Origin of the sequence: Rhizobium mongolense subsp. loessense (assembly GCF_900099775.1) — a bacterium.
Lineage (GTDB): Bacteria > Pseudomonadota > Alphaproteobacteria > Rhizobiales > Rhizobiaceae > Rhizobium > Rhizobium loessense.
Map to the genome: position 1 here is coordinate 1,263,004 of NZ_FMTM01000001.1, position 21,164 is coordinate 1,284,167.

21 protein-coding genes are annotated in these 21,164 nt (G+C 58.5%); 5 read left to right on the top strand and 16 right to left on the bottom strand.

Annotation, left to right across the window (positions count from 1 at the left end; translation table 11 throughout):
• Positions 1–52 precede the first annotated feature (52 nt).
• The gene (locus tag BLP23_RS06415) at positions 53–358 is read left to right on the top strand and encodes a hypothetical protein (RefSeq protein WP_092583994.1); all 306 of its coding nucleotides are present in this window, start codon (positions 53–55) and stop codon (positions 356–358) included.
• Here BLP23_RS06415 and BLP23_RS06420 read toward each other — a convergent pair.
• The 9 genes from BLP23_RS06420 to BLP23_RS06460 all read right to left on the bottom strand — a co-directional run bounded on the left by BLP23_RS06420 (position 330) and on the right by BLP23_RS06460 (position 12,967).
• On the bottom strand, positions 330–4,490 hold the full coding sequence (locus BLP23_RS06420; RefSeq protein ID WP_092583995.1) for a YtxH domain-containing protein: 4,161 nt from the start codon (positions 4,488–4,490) through the stop codon (positions 330–332). The genes BLP23_RS06415 and BLP23_RS06420 overlap by 29 nt on opposite strands.
• Positions 4,490–6,958 carry a hypothetical protein gene (locus BLP23_RS34340; RefSeq protein WP_233426639.1) on the bottom strand — a complete coding sequence of 823 codons (2,469 nt, stop codon included), beginning with the start codon at positions 6,956–6,958 and terminating at the stop codon, positions 4,490–4,492. The genes BLP23_RS06420 and BLP23_RS34340 overlap by 1 nt, the downstream gene beginning before the upstream one ends.
• Before the next feature lie 123 nt (positions 6,959–7,081).
• Positions 7,082–7,543, bottom strand: a complete 462-nt coding sequence (locus BLP23_RS06430) for a hypothetical protein (RefSeq protein WP_092583996.1) — start codon at positions 7,541–7,543, stop codon at positions 7,082–7,084.
• 50 nt (positions 7,544–7,593) lie between these two features.
• Complete coding sequence (locus BLP23_RS06435; protein ID WP_092583997.1) at positions 7,594–7,959, bottom strand: hypothetical protein; 366 nt, start codon at positions 7,957–7,959, stop codon at positions 7,594–7,596.
• On the bottom strand, positions 7,952–10,630 hold the full coding sequence (locus BLP23_RS06440) for a phage tail protein (RefSeq protein WP_092583998.1): 2,679 nt from the start codon (positions 10,628–10,630) through the stop codon (positions 7,952–7,954). The genes BLP23_RS06435 and BLP23_RS06440 overlap by 8 nt, the downstream gene beginning before the upstream one ends.
• Positions 10,630–11,301: a phage connector family protein gene (locus BLP23_RS06445; protein WP_092583999.1), complete on the bottom strand. Its 672-nt coding sequence runs from the start codon at positions 11,299–11,301 to the stop codon at positions 10,630–10,632. The genes BLP23_RS06440 and BLP23_RS06445 overlap by 1 nt, the downstream gene beginning before the upstream one ends.
• Before the next feature lie 3 nt (positions 11,302–11,304).
• Positions 11,305–11,742 carry a hypothetical protein gene (locus tag BLP23_RS06450; protein WP_092584000.1) on the bottom strand — a complete coding sequence of 146 codons (438 nt, stop codon included), beginning with the start codon at positions 11,740–11,742 and terminating at the stop codon, positions 11,305–11,307.
• A 67-nt stretch (positions 11,743–11,809) separates the two neighbouring features.
• A complete protein-coding gene (locus BLP23_RS06455; RefSeq protein WP_092584001.1) occupies positions 11,810–12,118 on the bottom strand; it encodes a hypothetical protein in 309 nt (102 codons plus the stop codon).
• A 12-nt stretch (positions 12,119–12,130) separates the two neighbouring features.
• Positions 12,131–12,967, bottom strand: a complete 837-nt coding sequence (locus BLP23_RS06460; RefSeq protein WP_092584002.1) for a phage capsid protein — start codon at positions 12,965–12,967, stop codon at positions 12,131–12,133.
• A gap of 264 nt (positions 12,968–13,231) precedes the next feature.
• Here BLP23_RS06460 and BLP23_RS06465 point away from each other — a divergent pair, with 264 nt between their 5' ends.
• A complete protein-coding gene (locus tag BLP23_RS06465; protein ID WP_092584003.1) occupies positions 13,232–13,450 on the top strand; it encodes a hypothetical protein in 219 nt (72 codons plus the stop codon).
• A 2-nt stretch (positions 13,451–13,452) separates the two neighbouring features.
• Here the strand turns inward: BLP23_RS06465 and BLP23_RS06470 are convergent, their stop codons facing one another.
• The 4 genes from BLP23_RS06470 to BLP23_RS06490 all read right to left on the bottom strand — a co-directional run bounded on the left by BLP23_RS06470 (position 13,453) and on the right by BLP23_RS06490 (position 18,218).
• Positions 13,453–14,397, bottom strand: coding sequence for a hypothetical protein (locus tag BLP23_RS06470; protein WP_233426640.1), 945 nt, complete (start codon positions 14,395–14,397; stop codon positions 13,453–13,455).
• A complete protein-coding gene (locus BLP23_RS06475) occupies positions 14,324–14,716 on the bottom strand; it encodes a hypothetical protein (RefSeq protein ID WP_092584004.1) in 393 nt (130 codons plus the stop codon). The genes BLP23_RS06470 and BLP23_RS06475 overlap by 74 nt, the downstream gene beginning before the upstream one ends.
• Before the next feature lie 44 nt (positions 14,717–14,760).
• The gene (locus BLP23_RS06480) at positions 14,761–16,434 is read right to left on the bottom strand and encodes a portal protein (RefSeq protein ID WP_092584005.1); all 1,674 of its coding nucleotides are present in this window, start codon (positions 16,432–16,434) and stop codon (positions 14,761–14,763) included.
• Between the two features lie 209 nt (positions 16,435–16,643).
• Positions 16,644–18,218 carry a terminase family protein gene (locus BLP23_RS06490; protein ID WP_092584007.1) on the bottom strand — a complete coding sequence of 525 codons (1,575 nt, stop codon included), beginning with the start codon at positions 18,216–18,218 and terminating at the stop codon, positions 16,644–16,646.
• Between the two features lie 61 nt (positions 18,219–18,279).
• Here BLP23_RS06490 and BLP23_RS06495 point away from each other — a divergent pair, with 61 nt between their 5' ends.
• On the top strand, positions 18,280–18,570 hold the full coding sequence (locus BLP23_RS06495) for a hypothetical protein (RefSeq protein WP_092584008.1): 291 nt from the start codon (positions 18,280–18,282) through the stop codon (positions 18,568–18,570).
• Here the strand turns inward: BLP23_RS06495 and BLP23_RS06500 are convergent.
• Positions 18,551–19,057, bottom strand: coding sequence for a DNA-packaging protein (locus tag BLP23_RS06500; RefSeq protein WP_092584009.1), 507 nt, complete (start codon positions 19,055–19,057; stop codon positions 18,551–18,553). The two genes, BLP23_RS06495 and BLP23_RS06500, sit on opposite strands and share 20 nt — an antisense overlap.
• A gap of 100 nt (positions 19,058–19,157) precedes the next feature.
• On the opposite strand from BLP23_RS06500, the gene BLP23_RS06505 reads away from it, so the two are divergent.
• Together BLP23_RS06505 and BLP23_RS06510 are read left to right on the top strand one after the other, a co-directional pair.
• On the top strand, positions 19,158–19,337 hold the full coding sequence (locus tag BLP23_RS06505; RefSeq protein WP_092584010.1) for a hypothetical protein: 180 nt from the start codon (positions 19,158–19,160) through the stop codon (positions 19,335–19,337).
• 11 nt (positions 19,338–19,348) lie between these two features.
• The gene (locus BLP23_RS06510; protein WP_092584011.1) at positions 19,349–19,702 is read left to right on the top strand and encodes a hypothetical protein; all 354 of its coding nucleotides are present in this window, start codon (positions 19,349–19,351) and stop codon (positions 19,700–19,702) included.
• A 119-nt stretch (positions 19,703–19,821) separates the two neighbouring features.
• Here BLP23_RS06510 and nusG read toward each other — a convergent pair whose 3' ends face one another.
• Complete coding sequence (gene nusG, locus BLP23_RS06515) at positions 19,822–20,328, bottom strand: transcription termination/antitermination protein NusG (RefSeq protein ID WP_092584012.1); 507 nt, start codon at positions 20,326–20,328, stop codon at positions 19,822–19,824.
• 415 nt (positions 20,329–20,743) lie between these two features.
• Positions 20,744–21,163, bottom strand: coding sequence for a hypothetical protein (locus tag BLP23_RS06525; RefSeq protein ID WP_092584014.1), 420 nt, complete (start codon positions 21,161–21,163; stop codon positions 20,744–20,746).
• Position 21,164 lies beyond the last annotated feature (1 nt).

A 21,164-nucleotide genomic window follows, 5' to 3' on the forward strand; every position in this document is an offset into this window, starting at 1 on the left:
TGTCTTCGTTATGGATTTGGAGTTGTATGGAGCCCTTCACTTGGAGGGGCACATGGGCCTGCTTGCTATACTCATCGCAATGGTGGCCGATCCCATTCGGATCGTCGCCGTGCTTTTGTGCGTTGCCTTCATCTGCAAGACCTACGCGCCTGGCCGCCGGCTACTGGTTACCGCCGTCTCTCTCGCCATCATTGCGGCTATCTTGCAACTTCTCATCGAGAGTATGCATGTTGTGCCGTCGTCTGCTGGTGAACTCGTCGTCAAAACGATCATTGGCTATGTCGCGACCTGGATCATCGCCGGCATCATTTTTGGCTGCGTCAAATTCTTCAGCGCGCGTCGTCAACAGCATCGGTAAGCGCCGGCTTCAGCCCGATGTGAACCGCAGACCTGATGCCGGGAAGCGTGGCGCCTGGGATCTGCCGGATGATCGCATTCGCCCCCGACTTCTTCAGGTCACCGCCCGCTATCTGGCTGACGATCTGGGTCAAGTCCTCGAAAGCTCCGATCGTAGGACCAGCCAGCGCGCCGAACGTGCCGCGCGAGGCATAGCGTGAAGCGCCTCCTTTATCCTGATCGCCAGCGATAGTCTGCGCACCCGACATCATGCCAGGAAGGCCAACCTTCTCGATCGTGTTGGAGAACTCGAACGGGATGGACAGGATGCCCGAGCGATCCACGCCGTTGGCAACCCAAAGGCCGGGATTTTCAAGCAGCTTGTTTGCCTCCTCGACGTCGCCGCGCTCGACGTATTTCAAGTAGGAAATCAGCATTCCAAGGCCGGTCGCAAAGACAAGCTGTTCCGCGAGCCTGTGCGGTCGCTCCTGAAGGCCAGCGATCAAGACACGCTGATGGCTTGCCAGCGAGAACGATTTGAACTGAAAGAGCAGCTTGCCAACATTCGATTTCATCCAGAGCGGATTGTCGGCCACGCCCTTCATAATCACGACCCTGTCAGCATCTTTGTTTAGCGCTGCAGCCCACGCGCGGCGGGCTAGATCGTCATCCCATGCAGAAGCGTTTGCGCCGTAGATGCCGTCCTCCTCGACGCCGTAGCGCTTGAACTGGCCGCCGATGCGGTGGGCCATGTCCTCATCAATGCCGAGCATTGCCATGTAGGCGCGCTCGGACTTGTCCGCGGCTGTCCAATCGAGAGCGTTCTTCAGCATGCGGTTTTGCGACATAACCGCGACGATGGTGCGCAGCGTGTCGTTCCAGTAGCCAAGGCCGGTAGCCTTCGTGAAGATGTTCGAGGTGTTCGAAAGGAACCGCTCGAACTTGGAGCCGTACTGGTACGGGTCCTGCAACTCTGCAAGGTTCGCCAGACGGGATTGCAGCACGCGCTCAGTGACGACGCCGAGGTCCCTTGCGTCCTGCCGAGCTATCTGCGCGGCCTTTGTACCGGAGACCAGCGCCGGCAGGGCGTCCGTCATGATCTGGCGAGCGCCGAACTTGCCGAGGATGCTTGCTGCGTCCGTCATGCTGGTAAGAGCTACACCACCCATGAGACGCAGATAGTTCCACGTCAGCGCCGCGCGGGTGATCTTGCTCCAGTCACTGCTTTCGTCCGCTGCCTTGTAGGTGCCCCGGATCATGTCGCGGAAGGCGGCTAGGTTCTTGACGTCGCGCGTTTCGTCCCTGCTCAACTTCTCGCGTTCGGCCGGCGTCTTTGCCTGGGAGCGCAGAGCCTCATAGTCGCGGGTGATTTCGTCGAACTGCTCTTTCATGTCGGGGCGGCCGAAGCGCTGCGCAAGCTCTACCTCTGCGCCCATTGTGCGGGCATAGCGGCGCAACACGACTTCGATGTCGTTTTCGAGGAAGTCTTCGACGAGTTCGTCCTTGATGTTGAACGTGCGTTCCTTCAGCGGCCCGCGCGTGACCGGGACCAGCCATTCGGGAACGTCGCCAGCGCCCTTTCCGGTGAGATTGTTGAAAACCGAGCCTACAATCTCCTCGATGTAGTCGTCGCGGTCCTCGTCGCTGATGAAATCGGGGATATCCTGTTTCTGCTTCGGAAGGGTCGGTTTTAGCTTGTCGGATTTCTCGGTTGCTCTGGCGATGCGCTTCTCGATGTCCTTTGCCTGGGTGACAAGGTTGTCCATGTCAGCCTTCATGGCGGGCGTCAGGCGGCCTTCTGTCTCCAGAAGGCGAAGAGCTTCAAGGCGGTTCGCCACCTTCGCCTGCTCGTAGCGAGCGGCGCCGAAATCGCGGCGGGTCTTGGCATAGTCAACCATCCGGCCGATCGCGGGGGATTCCCTCGCGAGGTCGGCACTGGCGTTGATCTGCTCCTCAAGGTCCCTCAACTCGTCGGCAACCTTACGGGCCTCAGCGTCAGAGATGATGCGCTCGTTGCGGATGCCTTCGGTAGCCTCATCAAACTCGCGAAGCTCCTGCTGCATGCGTGCGATGCGTTCGTCGACTTCGCCAAGCTGGCGTTCCCGCCCGGTGGTCTTTTGCAGCAGATCGCGGATCTCCTTCACCGATGCGTTTTCGGAGAGGCCAACTGACCTGAGCCAGTCGCTGACGTTGTCCGTGAGGGCTTCGGCCGTCGACAGCTTCTCAGCGTCCGCGACCGTTCGGATAGGATCGCCGCCGACTTCGCGCCGGATGGCTTCAAGCAAGTCGCCCGGGTCCGCGTAGCCGTTGGCCCCTTCGTGCATGTTGTCGCGCAGCACCGGGTGCTCTGCCCATACGATGGTGTCTGCCGCTCCCATTCCCTTAGTTTTGTGAAAGAGGCCGGGGTGCGAGGTAGGCGTGACACCCATGGCACGCATTTCCGAGTCCAACGGGCTCCCTACGCGCACGCCACCCCACTGCCTGAAAACGCTAAGCACCGGGTACTTTTCCGCGTAGGTGGGCTTTCGGTTCAGCGCACGCTCTGCCTTCTTCGATTCCTTGATCGCCGGCATGAGGGTGTCATCGTCCTTGGCGGTCTTGATTACGTCGAGGACTTCACGCGGCGGGCGCTGACGCACCAGATCCATGCGCGTCGAAACGTTCTTGTCGATCGCTGCATTCTTCCGGCTGCGGGCAACCGCGCGTTCGTTCAAGCGGCTCTCTATGCTATTCAGGCGCTGGAAAGCACGGTCGAGGCGGTCATCGACATAGAGCGTGTCGACAATCTTGTTTCCAAGCTTGCGCTCTTCCTGCCGGATAAGGGCCTTATCCATCTCCTCGTTGAAGTAGCGACGCGCGATTTCGCGGAAGCGGTTTTCTTCACCGATGAGACGCTGGCGATTCCAGAAGCGGGTGACGTAGCTTGCGGCCGTCGTCGTCTTCACGTCATCGGGCAGAAGCGCAAGGGCCTTTGCACGCTCAAGCAGCGGATTGAAAATCTTGCTGCGGGCTTCCTGCGCCGCCTGTGTCACGAATGGATTGCCGTTGACGTCGCTGTCTCCACGGCGGCCGGCGCGCGCCACCGCCTGATTGAAGTCGGCAAGCGTGCCCTGAAAGCCGTTCTTTCGAGCTTCCCGATAGAGCTTGCGCGCGGACCCAAGCCAGTCACCCACGGCGCCGCGCTCGTAAAGCTTCACGGAGTTTTCCACGTCAGCGCCGAGCGATCGGCCTTCCATGTTCATTCGGGTGTAGATCGGGTTGTCGACCAGCTTATTATAGACCTCGCGCACCTTCACCGAAGGCGAAAGCATCGTCTGGACGCCGGGGTTGATGCGAGCCGCAGCGGTAGCGCGCGTGACCAGATCCGCAGCCTTGCCCCCGCCGACAGCTAGGTCCGAGATGTCGATCTCATCGACAGCCGCCGCGCCAGTGGATTGCGCCCGTTGCACGGCTGTATTGGTGATGTCCCCGATATCCAGTGAAGTGTCATCAAGATCGAGTTCGAGCTTCTTTCCGACCTGAGTCCATTCGCCGGGACTGAAGAACTTGGCCGCGGCCGCTCCAATGATGCCGCCCAAGAGCACCGACCCACCAACCGTGTAGGCGCTCTCTTCAAGGACTCTTGTTTCCTGCGTTGCATGAAGACTTGCCTCTTGTGCCGCAGCGCCCATCCCGGCAGCCAGACCAACCGACGCAGCAGAGCGGACGGCCGAAAAGCCGCCACGAGCCTCGGCCACAAGTGCGCCACCGGGAATCAGGGTAGGCCAGTCGGTGAAGCCCGCAGCGAACCGCAACGCAACGCCCGTCCAGCCGCTTGCCGCCTGAGTTTGCTTATCGGCGTCCTCCATATCAATCTGCGCCCGCATAGCGTTGGCAGCCGGTTTGCTGAACGTGTTTATCCAGCGATCCGGATCACGATCGACGTATTCTTTCAGGTCGGGGTCTTCGTACGGATTGTACGTCGGGTCTATCTCCTGCTTGTTTCCGGCAGCTATGTTCACGCCAGCCTGAGCAAAGCCTGAGACGATGCTGTTATCCTGCCGATAGGCTGCAGTGAGCTTTTCAAGGAAGGACGGCTCGGGTGTGTCATAGTCGGAAATGCCGACCGTTTCCGCCTGGGCTGGGAAGAGCGGGCTGCTTCGGTCGAGGGGCATTAGAAACCACCTCCGCCGCCACCTGCATCAGCGGTGGACGGGTTGATCGGGCCAGGCATTATTTCGTTCATTCGCAGCTTCTCTTGTGCGGTTTCTGCAGCCCGCGCCTTCATCCAGGCAGGGCCAACGGTATTGATGAGAGCGTCATCGACAGCCTTGCCCTCGCGAACGGTGCGCTCGCGGTTCTCAAGCATGCGCCGCTCTGCATTCCGGACCATGCCTTCCTTCTGCTCCTGAAAGCGCTTCTGCATTTCCACTGGATCGGCATAGAATGGCAGATTGAAACGCTCGATCTTGCCATCCTTCTTGTAGAAGACAGCGTAGCGCGGAGGCTTGCCGGCTCGTACGTCCTGGCCGGTAATGTCGTCCGGCTGAAGGTAGAACTGATCGGCTGTAATCCCCTCTTCCTTCATGACCTCGTTGAGCTGGTTCTGAATGTAGGTGTGCGTGCCATCCGGCGCTGGTGGGTAGACCTTCTCGGGCGGATACTTCACCACGACCTTGGAGCCCATTGGGGTAAAGCTCGTGACGCCATAGGTACGCTTGAAGCGCTCGTCCGCCGTCTTCTTCGCGACTGTCAGGTCGCCATTCGCATCGATGATGGCTTCCTGATACAGCGACCGATAGTCAGCCACCATTGCTGCCTCTGCTGCCGGTGTCGGGCCTAGCGAGGGGTTCGGGCGCCATCCAGCCGTGCTGTCATCGAACGATGCGGCAACGGTAGAGGAATCGACGGCTTTCACCGCGTCCGCAACGGTTCGGGATTTTAGCAAAGCCTCGCGCTTCGCAGCCTTTTCCGGGTTGTCGGCCTCGACCAGACGCTTCGCCGCTTCCTCTGCCGAGTAGCCCATATCGCGAGTGTAGGATCGATAGAGGTCTAGCTTCTTCTGGACGCCGGCAGAGCCCTCGAACGAGGTGAAAGAGGTCGCGGCATTCTTCTGCAGGACGTCGGCAGCTTGCATGGTCTGCGCCATGACCGCTGCATCCGTCGAGACCGCACCACGCCGAAGGTCTGCTTGAACTGCCTTGGGAATGTAACCGGTCTGGGCGATGAACCCTGACGTGATGGCTTGCCGGTCTTCGCTTGAAGAGCCTGCAACCATCTTGTCATAGGCCTTCTCCGCAACTTTCGTCTGGTCGGGGTCGAACGCGTTGATCGAGCCCTTGCCGGCTCCGATCGCCTGGATGAGTTCAGGAACGCCCTGATTTTCCTTCATCGCCGCATTCAGCGAGTTGATGAGCGATGCCTTATCGCCGTTGTCGAGATTGCTGCCCATGATCTGGGCTTCGATCTGTGGCTGAGGGTTTTGAGCGATCTGCAGGCTGAAAGCATCCTTGACCTGCGTTCGCTGGAGCGTCTGCTCCTGCGCATACTCCTGCTCGCCCTGCCTTAGAAGCTGCTCGCGGCGCTCGTAGGGGATTTTCTCGACGTCTGGATCGCTGACGGTAGGCGTGTACGTGCCGCCGAGAAGAGCTGCAGCCTTCGCCTTGTGCTGCTCCATCTGATACTTGACCTTGTCGGCTACAGTACCGGGAGCGCCGCCAGCCTTATAGTCCGATCGATCGTAAAGGCCGGGCGCACCCGCGTTGATGGCGGAATAGATATCGAGTAAGCCCATGCCAGGCTTCACGCCTGCATCGAGAAGATAGCGCCCTGCAGCAGCTACTTGCTGTTCGATTGGCATGTCAGCGGTGACACCGTACTTCTGCCGTTGCGGTTCGCCCCACTGGATAAGACCGCGGTGCTCCCCGTATTTCGTTGTCGGCCCCTTCTTCCAAGGGTCGAACGTCCCGCCCGTCTCATAGGACATGACGGTAGCAAGGTCGTTCGGACTGATGCCGAGCTGCGTCGCGGTCTGAGTGATGGCGCCGGCAAGTGATTTCGCATCAACCTTCACCCCGCCCTTGATGTCGCGAAGAGCGGTCTGCGGATCTTGCGCGTATTTCCATTTCCATTTGCTTTCGGCTGCGTCCGCATCCCATTGAGCGCGGCGCTCTGCCTTCCATGCTTCCGGCATGTTGGTGGCGTCGATCGCCTCAAGGCCACGCTTTTTCAGGTCGTCGAAAGACGCGCTATTCGACTGGATCTGCGTTCGGATTCCGTCGAGCGATGACTTCGTCGAGCGGTCATAATAATTCGCCTTGGTCTCACGCTCGAACGCGTTGGCCTTGTCAAAGATGGAATTGCCAGCGCTCAATAGATTGTTGTTGTAGCCAGTCAGGGCGTCCTTCGAGATGCCTTCGAAATTCGACTTCGCGAACGCGTTGGCACGCTCCTTGTAGCTCTCCATGAACTGGCGCGTGAAGCCGATGCCGCTTTCGCTGGCCTCGTCCCGAGCCTTCAGGAAGCGCTCTTCCTCCTCCTGAATGAACTTGTTGAGATTAGTCGAGACGGCATTCGACTTGTCATTCAGAATGTCCGCCTGCTCTTGCGTGCGAAGGTCGTTCAGGTTGAATGCCGACTGCACCAGATCTTGACCGAACCCGGCTACGGCCGCACCAACGCTAACGGAAGGACCGTTCGGCGCTATGCGACCGGATCGTGTACCGGCATACGAGACATTCCGAGAAGTAGGAATTTCGACCATTTATCAACCGTATGGGAGCAAAACAGAGGAAGCCGGGGCAATCTTTTTGGACTGCTGCCCGAAGCGGCTAAACATGGAGGAGACGCCAGAGAAGAGGCCGCCAACAGCGCCGATTTGCGCCGCCTTCATGGCATTGTCGGCATTGATGCCCGCCACCTTAGCGGCATCGTTGTAGCCTCTGGCTTGCTGCTTACCCTTGTAGATTTCGGAGCCTGCCGCATAGGCCGTGGCCTCCCTGGTGTCGTCCATCAGGTCGATGACGGAAGGGTCACTTAGATCGCCACCGGAACCGGCGATGGCCGCGCGCTGCTGGGATTCAAGGAAGGCTCCCTGCTTGTAGCGCTGGGCTGCATCACGCTGACTTGCGGCTTCAGCCTCGTCTGCCTGCTGCTGCTGCACCTTCTGCTCATACTGGTAGCGAGCTTCGGCCTCTTCCCCTTGCTGAAGCGTCCCGGCAAACTGCATTATAGTGCCTGCCACCCCCGCAACAGTGGATATTGCCCCGAGTGCAGGCGCTAAAGCTCCCATGCCCAAACCTCTTTTTCTTGCATGATTTCGTCCGTCTTCTTGAACCCAAGCCGGTTCATCAGCTTCTCAGCCCCAGGAATGCTCGTGTCGCACCATGCCGTGATACGTTTCGCGCCTTGTGCCTTTGCTTCCGCGAAGGCTGCCAGGACATGCCGGTATACGTGCGGCTTCCGATCGCCCGCAGGCACCTCAAGAAAGGCAAACCATTCGGCATCCTTCACCTCAAGTAGTCCGCCGAACCCAGCAATGAGCCGCCCGCGACGCAGGGCGCGTCCCACCCATCGGCCGGTCACGTGCATGCCCCCGAAGTATCGAGCGAAATCGATATCGTCAGCCGGCCCGATCTCAGCCATTCGTTTTCACGTCCATGACCAGAGACGCAGCCGTGAAGGGATAGGGCGCGCGCGCCTCAATGCACAGGCGGCTGTCGGTGTCCCAATCGCTCGATATGCTCATCATGTCGGCGTCGAAGGCTGGAAACAGAGTTCCAGACTGGATGGGCTTGTCGCCTTTCGTCGTTGTGAGTCTGCGCAGTTCGGTGAACGAGCGCCCCACCCTCAGACCGTCGAGCATCGTGTTTGTCATGTAGATGCCGAGCTGCGAGACTCGTTTCTTGTGGAACAAGGCCGTGCCGCCCGCCGCGCCATACGCAAGCTTCACCGACTGCCACCGTCCGGTGTATGGCAGGCCTATGACGACAGAGCCGGACGCCACGGATGGAATGACGACCTGGTTTCCGGAAACCGTATAAAGGTTATCCTGGTCATGAACTGCAACGCCGTTGACCCAGACAGTCACATCGAGGCCGTTCAGATGCGGAACGGAAAATGTCGTCTGCGGCGATGATACCGTGAAGCGCTTGAAGCCGTCGGCAAGGCAGTTCAGCGCGCCGCCGCGGCAGTCTTCGAGGTTGGCAAGGCGCTCAAGGCGCTGCGTGCCGTCGCGCACCACTGCAAAATAGACGTTGTCCTGCCCTGCCCCGCGATTGGCGATGACGCGCTTGAAATCGCCATCGGTGACGACACGCGACCAGGCAACAACCTTGTCAGCCGGCTCATACGTGAGCGCCCTTGCTTCGCCATTCGCTAGGATAAGCCAAATGACTGTGTCAGGCCGACGCTGGACCGCGATGTCGACCACATCTGAGCCGTCGCAGATCATTTCATGCATGGCCGTCAGGTCAATCGAGCCATAGTCGAGCGTGCCTTGATCCGTTGTCAGCGAGAACATCGCCGTTCCGGATGACTGAACGAAGATGCCATCCTTGTCGCACTTGACGGCACGGATGTTAAAGCATCCGCGCGTCGAACTCTCGATCGGGAACCAGCTTGAAGCGGTCAACGGTTCATCGAAGCTCGATGACTTGACGGAAACCTCAGATGCATCCGTTCCTGCGAGAAGGCGCTGGAGGCCGAGCAGCCAGAGGATGCCTCGATCGGTATTTGACCCGATTGAGCGCGAGATAGGCGCGGAATCCCCTTCCACCTCATCGTCGAAGCTCTTGTAGGCATCCGGCACGGAACCGTAGATGAAATCTCCGAGCCCCCAGTAGACGCGACCGCCGAAGGTCTCGACCGCTGCCGGCCAGCCGTCGAAATCAGACCATATTGAATAATCCCATTCGAACGATGCCTGCAGTCGATAGAAGCGGCTGATGATTTCGATGTCCGCAACGGTCGGGCTCACATAGCCTTTCATTCTGGCAATGCCAGACTGCGACCCACCGCTGTAAACCAGCTTGGTGACTATCGTGCCGCTGGTGTGCCCACCCGTTTCAACAGCAAAGCGGAAGAACTTGACGACGTTATCGTCAGGGTCTGTGTACGTATCAGACGTATTCGAGGTGAATGATGCTTGATTCGTCCATGATGAAGGGGCTCCAGATCCATCATCGGTAGCCACCTGCAGGCGCACGGTTCCAACCCATGTGCCGGTTATCTCATAGCTGAAGCGCCTTGCGCTCCCGACGCCTGCCACTCGGATAAACGCGCCATCTGCCGGATCGGTCGAAAAGCTTTCATCCACAGTCTGGCCGCTCTGGAAGATGCGAAAGAGACGGCCGATCATACCGGGGTCAAAGAACGATCGATTGGCGGTCAAGGTTACATTGCCGTCATCGACAAAGTCGCTAGGTGACAGGGAAACGGTCCCGTCTGACGTGACAAAAGGGCCGTCATCAACCTTATAGCGCTGAACGCCCCAGCTGGTATCTCCACGGCGCTGGATCATGCGCTGCTGATAGATGCTGGACGCCGTGTAAAGAACGTCCTTGTGCTGCCTATAGCGAATGCGGTTATCGTTCAGATCCACATCGGTCCATGGAGTCGGAACGACAACGACACCCGCCGCCTCTATGGTGCAGGAGTTCACCAGAGCCTCGCGGGCGTTCTCATTCGATAGCTCAAGATAGACGCTGGCAACACCTGGGGTGAAGGCGATGGAATGAACGCCGTCGTCAAGCGCAATAGCATTGAGGATGTCGGATGCGCCGAGCGTCGTGCCAAGGCGAAGATTGACGGGGCCTCGCACCACGTCGAGACGGATACCGTGTTCTTTCGGTTGATCCCCTGCAGACACGGTGACCGTCTGGCGTGCAATGGCTCTGTCCTGGGAAGTGCCGAGTAACACGAGGTTTCCGCCGCTCACGGAGGCGTTGGCGCCGCCTGAGCTCGCATCCGTCCATCCGGTGAAGGATGAAAACGTCCCATTGGTAATCGCAGTCGAAACCGCAACACGGCTTATAAACGCATTATCCTTGACGACGCGCATCTCAAGGTCGGAAAGGATCGGAACGAGGCTGGAGCCGCCGGAATAGGAATACTCCACCAGTTGCACGTCGCCGATGTCGATATCAGCGATATGCTCAAGGCCTGGGCGGATGGTCATCGAGCCGATGACACGGGGCAGCATGTTAGAATAAAGAGAGCCCGCGAACTGCAATCGCTCCAGATCGAGGCGCGACAGGGCTTCGTCGCCCACTTCACCGCCATTGAGCGAATATACCGGCGCAGAGACGCGAGGCATCAGACATCGCCCTCTTCAAAAGTGATTTCACCGCCTACAAGCGTGCCGCCATTGGCGCCCCCAAAGGGACCGCAGCCCGCGCCAAAGCGCGATCGGAGCCACGAGCCTGGAGCTATGACCTTGTTGTTTTCGTTGCGAGCATCGACGCTCTTGGCCTGCCGAAGTGCTTTATCGAGCCGCTTTTCAAGCTTCTGTTCGAGAGTGTCGCCGGCCGTAAGCCTGCCGCACGTATCGAATGCGAGCTTTACCGCGACGTATTTCCAAAACATCGACGGCCAGTCGCCAATCTGGTCATCTGCCATCCGGTCGCGGCTGATGTATCGCAGGTAGAGGATGTTCGTATTAGCATGTAGGAACCCGCCTTCATCGGCGTAATCGCGGAATGGCGAGCGGAATTCAGGCCGGTTGTTCACCGCGACGGTTCGCATCCAGTCGTCCGGATAGTCGAAGACATAAGTCCAACCGATCGCCGGGGTTTCCGTACCATTGAGGGCAAGAGCTGCAGATACCTTGGCAAAATTCCAATCACCGGCATTGAAGGCCTCCTCGACAACACCGGGCCAGGCGGCGCCGAAGGTGTAGACCGCCTCGACGTCATCGGTCAGTGTCGTGATAGTCGTCTTCTCCAGGTGGACCAGAGCCTGCTTCCATATCTGCAGCTTATCAGCCATTCGTTATTCGCCTTTCAGCAGCTCGATGTATTTTCCGGCTGCTCTCTCCGCGGCTTCCTTGGTGTCAAAGCCGTGCTGAACGATTTCGCCGTTGTGGATGAACCGCCATTTGTGCGCCGGCCCGCCGTGACTGATGATCGGATCTGAGATTTTCGCCTCGGCGACTTTGGGCGCCGTCTTCTCGTCAAAGACGCGGAGAACGCGGACCTTCGCGGATGTTTTCGTGACGGTCAGGACGCGCAAGTCGCAATCAAGCTTGTGGTCATCGGAAATCACATTGATCACCATTCCAGCCCTGAAGGAGCTGAGATGGTTCGCGAAGAATTCGGGATGCGTCACGTCTTCGAGCGTCGTTTCGGCGGGGACGGTCGCAGCATACCGGCCGATCAGATAATCAGCCTGCATGAAGCGATGGCCCGCCAGTTTCTGAACTGAGGTCATGGTTTTCACCTTCGAAATGGAAATGGAAAAGGGAGCCCTGAGTTTTCAGGACTCCCCAGATGCGGCGTCAGTCGGTGTCAGTCGGCGTAACGGCCAAGCCGTCCGTAAGGTCGATGCCGAGGGTGTCGGTGCCCGTAGCTTCGTCGATGACCCAGCAGTAGTTTACCGCTGTGACCGGACCAGAAAGCGTGGTAGTGCGGGTTCGGACAATGACGATATCGCCCTGTCGCGCGCCCTTCTTGTATCCGTCCGAGACGTAATTCGACGTGTTCACCGTCGCGATTGCGTCAACGGAATCCAGCAGCCATGTATTCATGTTGCCGGCACCGGACAGGCCGCCGAGAAGCAGCTTGAAGCCAGAAGTATCGTAAGCCATTTGCGCCTCTCCTTACGTGAACGCGGCTGTGTCGTCGGTGACGACCTTGATGATGCCGGCCTGCTGGAGAACGGTGCCGCCGTCGTAGATCGTATGGCGGGAGTACGAGTAATCGTCCTCGCCATTGTATCCGGCATCCACCTGGATTTCCCCGGTCGCGATGGCGTGGCCGACTGCAGGCTTCGCAAAGATGAAGTTGGAAGCAGTTGCCGTACCCTTACCGGGAAGGCCGTTGTGCATGATGTGCTTCGCGCCGAGCCAGATCTTCGGGCGATCGAGAGCGAGGCCGACGAGCGGCTTGGCGTCGATGTAGTCCGCAGACTTGAACTCCTGGAACGTCAGTAGGCGGCCCCATGCCTTGGGGGTCCAGAGGCAGGTGATTTCATTGCCGCTCATGACGTCGTTTTCGAAAAGCTCCGTCAGGGCGTCCACGGTCTTACCGTAGGTAAGCGTCTGAGCTGCACCGCCGGCGTAGACGTTGGTTGCCGTCGCCAGTGTATCGATGATGGTGTAATCGATTTCGCGAGCGGCAGTCAGGGCGCCGGCATTCTGCATGGCTTCGCGGAGGTTGGCCGGCGCCGTGAAGACGTTAAAGCCAGTCTGCGTTTCCTTGGAATGCTTTTCCTTCAGCGTAATGGACGGCTGGGAATCGGTCCTGTTACGCGACGGGATGAGCCCGTTCGTGCCGCGCTCAGTCATGCGACCGGCCGCACCCTGCAAAGCGAACTTCGCAGTCAGGCCGGAAATCATGACTTCCTTTGTGACGCAGTCCTTGAGGTAGGTTTCGCCGCGCTGAAATGCGACGACCCACTCATCACGGTACTGGTCTTTCGTAATGACGTAAGGCATTAGAAAACCTTTCACTTTTGATGATTTGGGAGGTTGATTCCAGCCGTGTTCAGGGTGCCGCTTCACGCTTCGCGGGGTGCCTTGGACATACCAAGGGGCCGCTTCGTTGCGATCAACGGGGCGTCACATCAGCTTGTATGTTCGGTAGTTCTGTTGCGGGGCCGTTGCCGGGATGCCGCGTCTATTTCGTTGATCGACGGATACAGTTAGTTGCCAATCAACAGGACTCCTGCGCATCGTTGTCGTTCGAGGCAGGAGGAAAAGATGTCAGAGTCGGAAGAAAACCGTTTGTTGGACAGTGAATTCCAGACAATTTCGTCAGAGCCATTGATTGGGCGCCTGAATCTTGAGACCGACTTAGGCACCTTCGACCTTCTGATAAACAAGGAGGTCGCCGAGTTTCTGATCGCAGCGCTGTTCGAATTCCTTGCGGAAGGGACCGGGGAAGACGCCCCGAAGTTCACAACGCACACACAGCAATAGCCCTATTTGCGGGCTTTGATCTTGTCGCGCTGCGAATAGAGCTTGGTAATCTTCTGTTGGACGTCGTCGCTCTTGTACTTCTCGGGATCGGAGACACGAAGCGCGAGCAGTTCGTCAATGCGCTCCTGAACGGTCTTTGCCGTCGTTTCCACATCGCCGGTCATGATGGCATTGCCGCCATAATAGTCGGCGCCGAGCTGGGCCATCATTTTCACGAATGCAATGTTGTCCTGAAGGCGGGAGCCGTCCATCAGACGTAGGCCCATCATTCCCTCGAAGCCTTCTTTGCCGAGGTGCGCCGTCATGAGCTGCTGTGCGGCGCCTATGTTGCCGTCGTATTCGCCGCCCCATTCGTTGCGGAGAGCGGCCTGCGTCTCTTTGGCGACCTTCGCCAGGTTGCCATCCAGCTCCTGCTGTTGGGCCGTAGCGAAGTCCTGATACCAGTCCAGAGCGGCGGAAGCGGCGGCGGGCGGAACGTTCCGGGCATGCATGGCGGCCTTGAAGTCGCCCAGGATCGCCTTATCAGCGTCAGTTGCCTTGTAGTCCTCCCGGAAATCGCCGGGATAAGCGGCCGGATCTTCCGGAATGCCCATTGCCTCGCGATAGGCCTTCACCTCTTCAGGTGTTGACTTGTCCGTTAGCGTGACTGCCTTCCTGCCTGCCTTGGCCGCATTGTAGGCTTCACGCATGCCGCGCTGGATAGCTTCCTTCGACTTGTAACGCTCAAGCTGCTTGAGCATCGTTTCGTCACCGCCGGCCAGTTCCTCGCGGAACTTCTGCAGTTCTCCGTCTGTAGGAGCACCGGGAGCCGCTGCAGGGGCGCTTGTCGCGGTAGCAGCACCGTCAGCAGGCGCAGCGGCAGCCTTGGCTACATCAGGATTTGGCGCGCTCGACGTTGCGTTCGTCGGCTGGCTTTCCAGTGCGCCTGTCGTGTTTTGGTCCGTCATTCTTTTCACCTGTCAGCAAATTTAAAGGGAAAGTGATGAGCTTGCGGAGCTGAAGACCAACATGCCTCTTTCCGCTCTTGAATACGCTGTCGCGCTCCCCGCCGTGCTCTTCCGGCAAGAATTCGAGGTCATGCGCGCCGCAGATGTGCATGATTGCGGCAATCGCGCGTGTCTGTTGTTCAGCGCTGGCAACGCCATTCGCCACAGCTTGGATAGCCGCGCAGTCGGCCTTCCTGATTTCCAGATCGTTCTTAGGCTGCTCATTGTCGCCGCGGACCGATACCGGTAGCCATGGGCGATATTTTCGCTGATCGGTCATGGGTCACCTGCAAAATGTAAAGCTCGGAAGCCGTCCGAGTCCGGTTAACCGGCTGTCGCCGCCTGTAGCTGCTGGGCTGCGTTCCCCACCTGCCCCGCTACTTCAGCACCTTGGCTTAACTGCTGCATCTGCTGCTGCTCTGCCATGGCCTGCTGCATCTGCCGGCGTGATGCTTCCGCTTGTTGGGCGTCGATAAGCCAGTCCGATCGGCCGTTCGGGACCGATCCGAACGCATCACGGAATGCGGTTCTCGTGTCGACGTCGGTTCGAAGCGTCGGATCGAGAGCCATTGCGGCTTGCAGAAGCTGCGCGCTCTCCTGAAAGGCTCCGATAACCTGCCGGTCCCGTGCTTCCTTCAGAGAGTTGTTGAACTCGTAGGTGATGTTCTGGCCGAGCAGGATATCGGGCATGTCGACAGGGATGCCATTCCGATCGACCGGCCCGTATCCGCCTGCTCGCATGACTTTTTCCGTCACTAGATCGAGCGTGCGGCCTGTCCATTCGTCTTCGATCGGCTCAAAGAGCGGAAGAGCATGGCGAATGTATTCCTGAACGATCTGCGATGCCTGGTAGGCCGTCACATCTTGGCCCTGAATAGAAGCCATCGGAGCAAGCTTGTTGATGTAGAAGGCATCAGCCAAGCGAGCGCGAGCGTCGTTGACCAGGTCAACACCGAGGCCGGTGTTCTTGCCAAGTTCCACGGCACGAAGCGCGGCGCCAAGGCGCTCGTCATACTCTGAATCAATGTACGTGATGCCATTCGAAGACAGATCGATCGGAGAGACCACGGCATCCTGCGTGGCAATCATCGGCGGGTCTACCTGCTTCTCGCCGGCTTCAATGATGGTCATCATCATGCGCTGGATCATGCGGGCCTGCGGCAGCGCAATGATGGTGGCGGGCGAGACGGCGTACATATGACCGTCTAGCGTCTGCCACCGCGGCACGATGTAATCGAACGTGAAGGCGGGAATCTCCTGCAGGATTGTGCCGTCTTCCGTCACATAGATGTCGGCCCACTTCGCGCCTTTCGGGAACTTGCGGTAGGGCTCGTAAATATCGAGCGGGATGAAGATGTGACGAACCTTGAAGCTATCCTTCAAGTTCTTCTCTTTAAGGGCGTTCTTCACCGGCTGCGGAAGCTTGCTCTCTCCGAAGAGATGAGCCATCGCATTCGCTTTCATGTCGCACTTGCGGTGCACGTGGTTCACCTGACCGTCAGGACCTTCACAGCCCGCCATGTTCTTCGGGTGATGCGTCTTGAACAGCAGATTGTCGCGCTTCTTGGTGTACGCCACCTGCGTCCAACCCATGCCGAACGCGGCCCAATCCTGCTCGCAATCCTTCGCCGCACGACGATAGCCGCTGTCGCGCGAATAGAGGATGGAGCGGTTGACGTCCGTCATGAACTCAAGGAAGGACGCCGCGTCACTCGCTCGCGAGATCCGTTCGTTCGATGCCTTGGCTTTGAACCACTGGCTGTCGGAAGGCCGAACCATGGAGCTGATCTGGTCGCCCAGCTCGCGGCGCACCAGTACCGGATAGAAATCCGTCAGGTGAGAAGCGAACTCTTCACCCAGCGTGATTTCCTTCGTGAAGCTGGCCCGCTCCGGATAGAAAAACTCGGCAATTTCCTGATGAAGGCTGTCGATAGATCCCTTAGCCGTGAACAGCCTAGAATCGATAGCCATCAGGTCCTTGCCTGCCTGGTCGACCATCAGTTTGCACCCAGCGTGGAACGTGTGAATTCTTGGCCAATCGTCCCAGGCACGGGGGCAAGCCTGTCTGTCGCTGAACTACTGGTCGTCGCCAGAGCCCCACCCTGGCGCTTGCGCTGGCGCTTTGCCAACGGGTCTTCCGGATCGGGCATCGGGGCCGGCGGTTCCGGGTCCGGGTACTTGGGTTTGCTTCCGAACAATCCGCCCATTTACTTCTTTCCTCTCAGTCTTGCCTTTAAGGCACTGTTTGACGTGACCGACTGCACGCGACGGAAGGCGGCATCGCGCCGTTCCTGCGCTGCCTTCGGTCGCTTCAAGCCGCCAAGCTTCGAGGCTGACAGCATGACGGTCGTGTCGCCTTTGTCGGGCGATCGGCCGAGCATTTCCCGCATCTCTTCCTTCGGCAGGACGACGATTTCCTCGCCGCCGCCCCCTGCCCGGATCTCGTACCGGAAGGCACAGAGGTCCGCGGTCAATTCCGGGTCAGGGGGCAGAGCGATTTTAGAGCCGTAATCGGGATCAAGCTGCTCTCTGAACTGCCAGACCACTTGCGCTCGAAGGTTTTTGAAGCCGAACATGCCGTCGCGCGTATGCGAAGCAGATGCATTTCCGCCCTTGAACCCGTAGCAATCGACATCGGCATGAGCGAGCTGTGTCAGCGTATCGCCGCCATAACCGCCGCCTGCATCGACGACGACGCGGCAACGGTCGCGCATCTGCTTGATAATGAGGCCAGCGACCGTTGGCCCGTCCGGGGTGTCAGAGCCCTTGTGGCTGTCGAAACGGGAATACCACCAGTCGTGGCGGGTCTGGATCTGCGTCTTGTCGGCGCCACCTTGCGCGACGTCAGCAGCTACCGCGGTCATAGGTATATCTTCGGGCGGCCGGTCGGTCCAACGGGCCTGGGCCAGCTTAACCCATTTCGTGGGTATAACCTGCCAAGGGTCATCATCGCCCTCAACATCAAACGAGCCGTCGCGTAGTCGGTCCCTCAGCTCTTTTGGAAGGGCTTCGAGCGTCGACGCGTAGCCCGTCGCCATCAGGTCCGGATTGTCTTCGAGGCGGGAACGAATGAACGTTCTCGATCTGGGGCGCTCGCCTTTTGGGCCTACGTAGTCCTCGCCGACTTCAACGTCTTCGCCTTCTATCGTCGTGAACCAGCGCAGTTCACCAGGCTTGGCAGGGTTCGGGTGCTGAGGATCGAGCCACGGCGCCCAGTATTTGACTACCCATTGGCCCTGCGCAGAGGTCGGCGGGTTCCCCGTCGCAACAACCCGGCAGCGCCTGCCGTGAGCGTCACGAAGCCAGCCAATGATGTATCGGTATTGGCTTTCGGTGAACTGCGTAATCTCGTCAAAGCCCTTCAGCCTGTGCGGCCGGCCCTGGTACTTCTCTTTGTCGGACTCATTCGGCACGCCGCCGAGCTCGATGGTGCCACCGCTCGGGAGGCGCCAGATATGGGTCTGTGAATTGTACCCGTCACGAGTACCGAGGATGCGAGAAAGCTCGTCCTCAATGCCCTTCACCTGCGTAGCCTGCCGGCGCAGGATCAATGCCGGCTGATACTCATCGATCGCGAGACCGCATAGCAGTGCGGTTTTGCCGCCACCCGCAGATCCGCCGTAAAAGGTTTCGTCCGCGTCACAGAACCAAGCGTCCGTCTGTGGTCCGGGGTTCGGGATGAATCGTTGGTCAATAGTCGCTTCCAGCGCCATCTTCTCGATTTGCGCGCGCTCGGTAGCCGGTAGCACGTCTAGCGCCTGCAGGATTTCATCGAGACGCATAGACACTCCTATGCCGGGAGGAATCTGCTACGCTGCAATCAACCGAAACCAGGAGGCCGATATGAGTGCTAGGACGTTTCAGCAGACTAACGAGGAAGAAACGGAGGATGCGGTTACGGTTCGCATTTTCGCGGTAGACGGCGAAACGGTTGCGGAGGCCGATTGGCCCCGGGTCTCCGATGGCGAGACCATTTATGGCCCCGCATTAGGTAACGCGTTGCCATTTCCTGTAGCGCTAGACGTTGCAGAGGATGCCAAGCGAAGGTTTCACTTCTCCAAGATCCTGATCCACATTCATGATCCTTCACTGTGGAAGGAAGAATGGGGCTCTCTTACTCCTCCTTCGGCCTGAGGCCCTTGGAGAGCAGAAAGCCAAGCCGCCGCGCCAATTCATTGGATGAGACGTCCTTGGTCTCGATCGCGCCGCCGTCCTTGCCAGTCACCTCCGACTTGTCGGCAAGGCCTAGATCGCGGGCAATGATATTGGCATTGAGCAGGTCAGCCGAGGCGCCTTCGAACTTCTGCGTTCGGATGATTTCCTCTATCGCGTGTACGACCGCAGAAAAATCTTGCCGCCTGCGATACTCATCGAAGCCTTGCCGTGTGATGTCGAGGAAGATGAAAAGCCCACCCAATGTCATGGCGCGCATTTTTGCTACGGGCTCATGTGTCGTTGCTCCCTGATAGGAGACGATCCTGTCTTCCCATAGAGGGTTGGCGTCAACCCATTCGAAATACTCGCTGGCCGCAGCCCACAGATCATCCGGCGTTGCGAAGATTGGCGTTCGGCCGTGACTGCTCCGGGCCTTCCAGAACTGATTTCCCAGTGGTGCTGACATTGTGGATACTCTCAAATGTAAAAACGGTCGCAACACTTACTGATCTCGACTCCTGCAACTTCATCGTGCATTCTCTCTCTCGGTTTCAGGAGGAAAGTGAATGGGATTCCATGAAAAGCCGCTGGCGTCAGCGACGATCGAGCAGAAGCCGGATGGCTGGGAGGTCGTGACGAGGAATGTGGCCGGCGTCGATAAGGAGGAACGCTTCTTTTACAGCAAGGCGGAGGCACAGGCGTACTATCAACAACAGTCCAGGCTTGCGCGCGCGGAAAACGCCTAAGGAGGACGGCCATGAAATCAAATGTGAGAGCGGCGGTAGCCGCTATGGCAATAGCACACGCACGAGGTCGGAGCGTTTCGTCGGTCTACGACTACAAGAATTCCTGCCATGTGAACATCAGCGCAAACGTGAGCGGCAACACAATTAATGGCTACGACTACGGAAGCAGCTGCCATTTTGGCGGTTCATTTCCGGGCATGTACCATTACGGCACCGGCAAACACATCGATTTGAACATCACGGGCGGCGGGAAATACTCAGGCTACGACTATGATACGAGCAGCCATTTCGAGGTCACCGTCCGAGGCAATAATGCAGACATTTACGACTACGGCGAATCGGCGCACTTCTCGTACTCTGCTTGAGCATCTTGAAAATTGGGCAATATTCGACGTTGGAGGAAATCGGCCAGATTTCCCGTGGCCCCGTGGGTGACACTTAAGGCCCCCAGCAGCAATCAGGCCGCAAATCGCTTGCGCATAATCTATGCTACGAGCTTTAAATTTGCAATATCTATGTCGATCTCGCGCATTTCTGAGAAGCTTTCCACAATTGCGCGCACAATTTTCTTGCCGCGCGCCTTCGTCACCGAGGCATAGTGACCGGCCAGCGGACCTGATTGGATGTATACGCGGGATTGAGGCTTGATCGCTGCCATCGGAGGCGGCCGGAGGATATCGAACGCGCCTCTCGCCTGCTCTTCTTGGATCTCGGCAACCTTGCTGTCCGGTATGGAAATCGGGCCCACGCTGCCGCCGAGAATTGACGCTGTGTAGTCCAGCTCATGCAGCCGCTCATAGGCGCCTTCGACCAATCGCACGAAGCAGTAGCCGGTAAAGAGCGGATACTCCCGCGTGATCCATTTCTTTGTCTGGTAGTGGCGGGTCTCCCGCCTCATCATCGGGCAGTAGGCTTCGATTCTGGCCTCTGCAAATTCCGCCATTGCGCGCTGCTGCTGCCCTGGCACCGTTCGAACAACAAACCACTTCATTGATTGCCCTCGTACAGATCGTTACGGCTACGTAACAATATCAGTTTCCAGTTGATTTTGCTATTCGGCCATAACGCGCCGGTACTCTTCCGTGAGGTAATCCCCAGTTTCGCCGGGGATTCCTATTCGGTTCTTGCCCTCTTCTTAATGATGCCCCGGCGTTCAGGTGTCATGCGAACGTAGGACGGTCGCCAGTTCATTGGCGTTGGTCCGTGGGCTATCCATTTTGGGGGCTCGATTTGGTACCAGTCGCCATTAGCGTCCAGGAAGTACTGAAGGCCTTCATTCGCGTAGTGTCCGGCCATGTCATCAAATAGTAGATCGCAGATCAAGCCGGTACCCCGCGGAGCCTCGCTCATCGGCCGCCAGGGGTTTTCGCGGTCGTGTGCCTCTCGCTCTTGCCTTTCCTTGATAGTCATTTCTTCGCTGCCTTTTCTGCAAGATAGATTGCCGGATCGATGCGCTTCACTTCGGATGCTGCGCCAAAGGTACCGAGTCGGTAATCCCTATATTTACGTTCTCCAACGGGATCGAAGGTCTTAGCCGCGACGGTTCTCAGCCATCCCGGTGCCTTCGCCGCGTTGATCTTCATCTGCTTTTCCTGACGCTTCAGGGCCTTTTTGGACTTGCCTTTCGGCAGCCCGGGTTTTCCCCAGCGAACCTTCTTGGAGCTGCGCGACTTGTCCGGCCGGTTGGCGCTATCGTCGTCGATACGATCAAGCGCTTTCCAGGCTGCGGCATTGGTTTCGAATGGTCCCGCTACGAGATTGCCCCCTTGGTCGGTCAACTCGAACTGGCCGTCGTCGTTTCGGGTGACGTTGATGAGGGTGCTCACG

What these genes read in the sequence shown, in the direction of transcription:
- BLP23_RS06415 (WP_092583994.1), top strand. Translation starts at nt 53, where the DNA reads ATGGGCCTGCTTGCTATACTCATCGCAATGGTGGCCGATCCCATTCGG.
- BLP23_RS06420 (WP_092583995.1), bottom strand. Translation starts at nt 4,490, where the DNA reads ATGCCCCTCGACCGAAGCAGCCCGCTCTTCCCAGCCCAGGCGGAAACG.
- BLP23_RS06430 (WP_092583996.1), bottom strand. Translation starts at nt 7,543, where the DNA reads ATGCAGTTTGCCGGGACGCTTCAGCAAGGGGAAGAGGCCGAAGCTCGC.
- BLP23_RS06435 (WP_092583997.1), bottom strand. Translation starts at nt 7,959, where the DNA reads ATGGCTGAGATCGGGCCGGCTGACGATATCGATTTCGCTCGATACTTC.
- BLP23_RS06440 (WP_092583998.1), bottom strand. Translation starts at nt 10,630, where the DNA reads ATGCCTCGCGTCTCTGCGCCGGTATATTCGCTCAATGGCGGTGAAGTG.
- BLP23_RS06445 (WP_092583999.1), bottom strand. Translation starts at nt 11,301, where the DNA reads ATGGCTGATAAGCTGCAGATATGGAAGCAGGCTCTGGTCCACCTGGAG.
- BLP23_RS06450 (WP_092584000.1), bottom strand. Translation starts at nt 11,742, where the DNA reads ATGACCTCAGTTCAGAAACTGGCGGGCCATCGCTTCATGCAGGCTGAT.
- BLP23_RS06455 (WP_092584001.1), bottom strand. Translation starts at nt 12,118, where the DNA reads ATGGCTTACGATACTTCTGGCTTCAAGCTGCTTCTCGGCGGCCTGTCC.
- BLP23_RS06460 (WP_092584002.1), bottom strand. Translation starts at nt 12,967, where the DNA reads ATGCCTTACGTCATTACGAAAGACCAGTACCGTGATGAGTGGGTCGTC.
- BLP23_RS06465 (WP_092584003.1), top strand. Translation starts at nt 13,232, where the DNA reads ATGTCAGAGTCGGAAGAAAACCGTTTGTTGGACAGTGAATTCCAGACA.
- BLP23_RS06470 (WP_233426640.1), bottom strand. Translation starts at nt 14,397, where the DNA reads ATGACGGACCAAAACACGACAGGCGCACTGGAAAGCCAGCCGACGAAC.
- BLP23_RS06475 (WP_092584004.1), bottom strand. Translation starts at nt 14,716, where the DNA reads ATGACCGATCAGCGAAAATATCGCCCATGGCTACCGGTATCGGTCCGC.
- BLP23_RS06480 (WP_092584005.1), bottom strand. Translation starts at nt 16,434, where the DNA reads ATGGTCGACCAGGCAGGCAAGGACCTGATGGCTATCGATTCTAGGCTG.
- BLP23_RS06490 (WP_092584007.1), bottom strand. Translation starts at nt 18,218, where the DNA reads ATGCGTCTCGATGAAATCCTGCAGGCGCTAGACGTGCTACCGGCTACC.
- BLP23_RS06495 (WP_092584008.1), top strand. Translation starts at nt 18,280, where the DNA reads ATGAGTGCTAGGACGTTTCAGCAGACTAACGAGGAAGAAACGGAGGAT.
- BLP23_RS06500 (WP_092584009.1), bottom strand. Translation starts at nt 19,057, where the DNA reads ATGTCAGCACCACTGGGAAATCAGTTCTGGAAGGCCCGGAGCAGTCAC.
- BLP23_RS06505 (WP_092584010.1), top strand. Translation starts at nt 19,158, where the DNA reads ATGGGATTCCATGAAAAGCCGCTGGCGTCAGCGACGATCGAGCAGAAG.
- BLP23_RS06510 (WP_092584011.1), top strand. Translation starts at nt 19,349, where the DNA reads ATGAAATCAAATGTGAGAGCGGCGGTAGCCGCTATGGCAATAGCACAC.
- nusG (WP_092584012.1), bottom strand. Translation starts at nt 20,328, where the DNA reads ATGAAGTGGTTTGTTGTTCGAACGGTGCCAGGGCAGCAGCAGCGCGCA.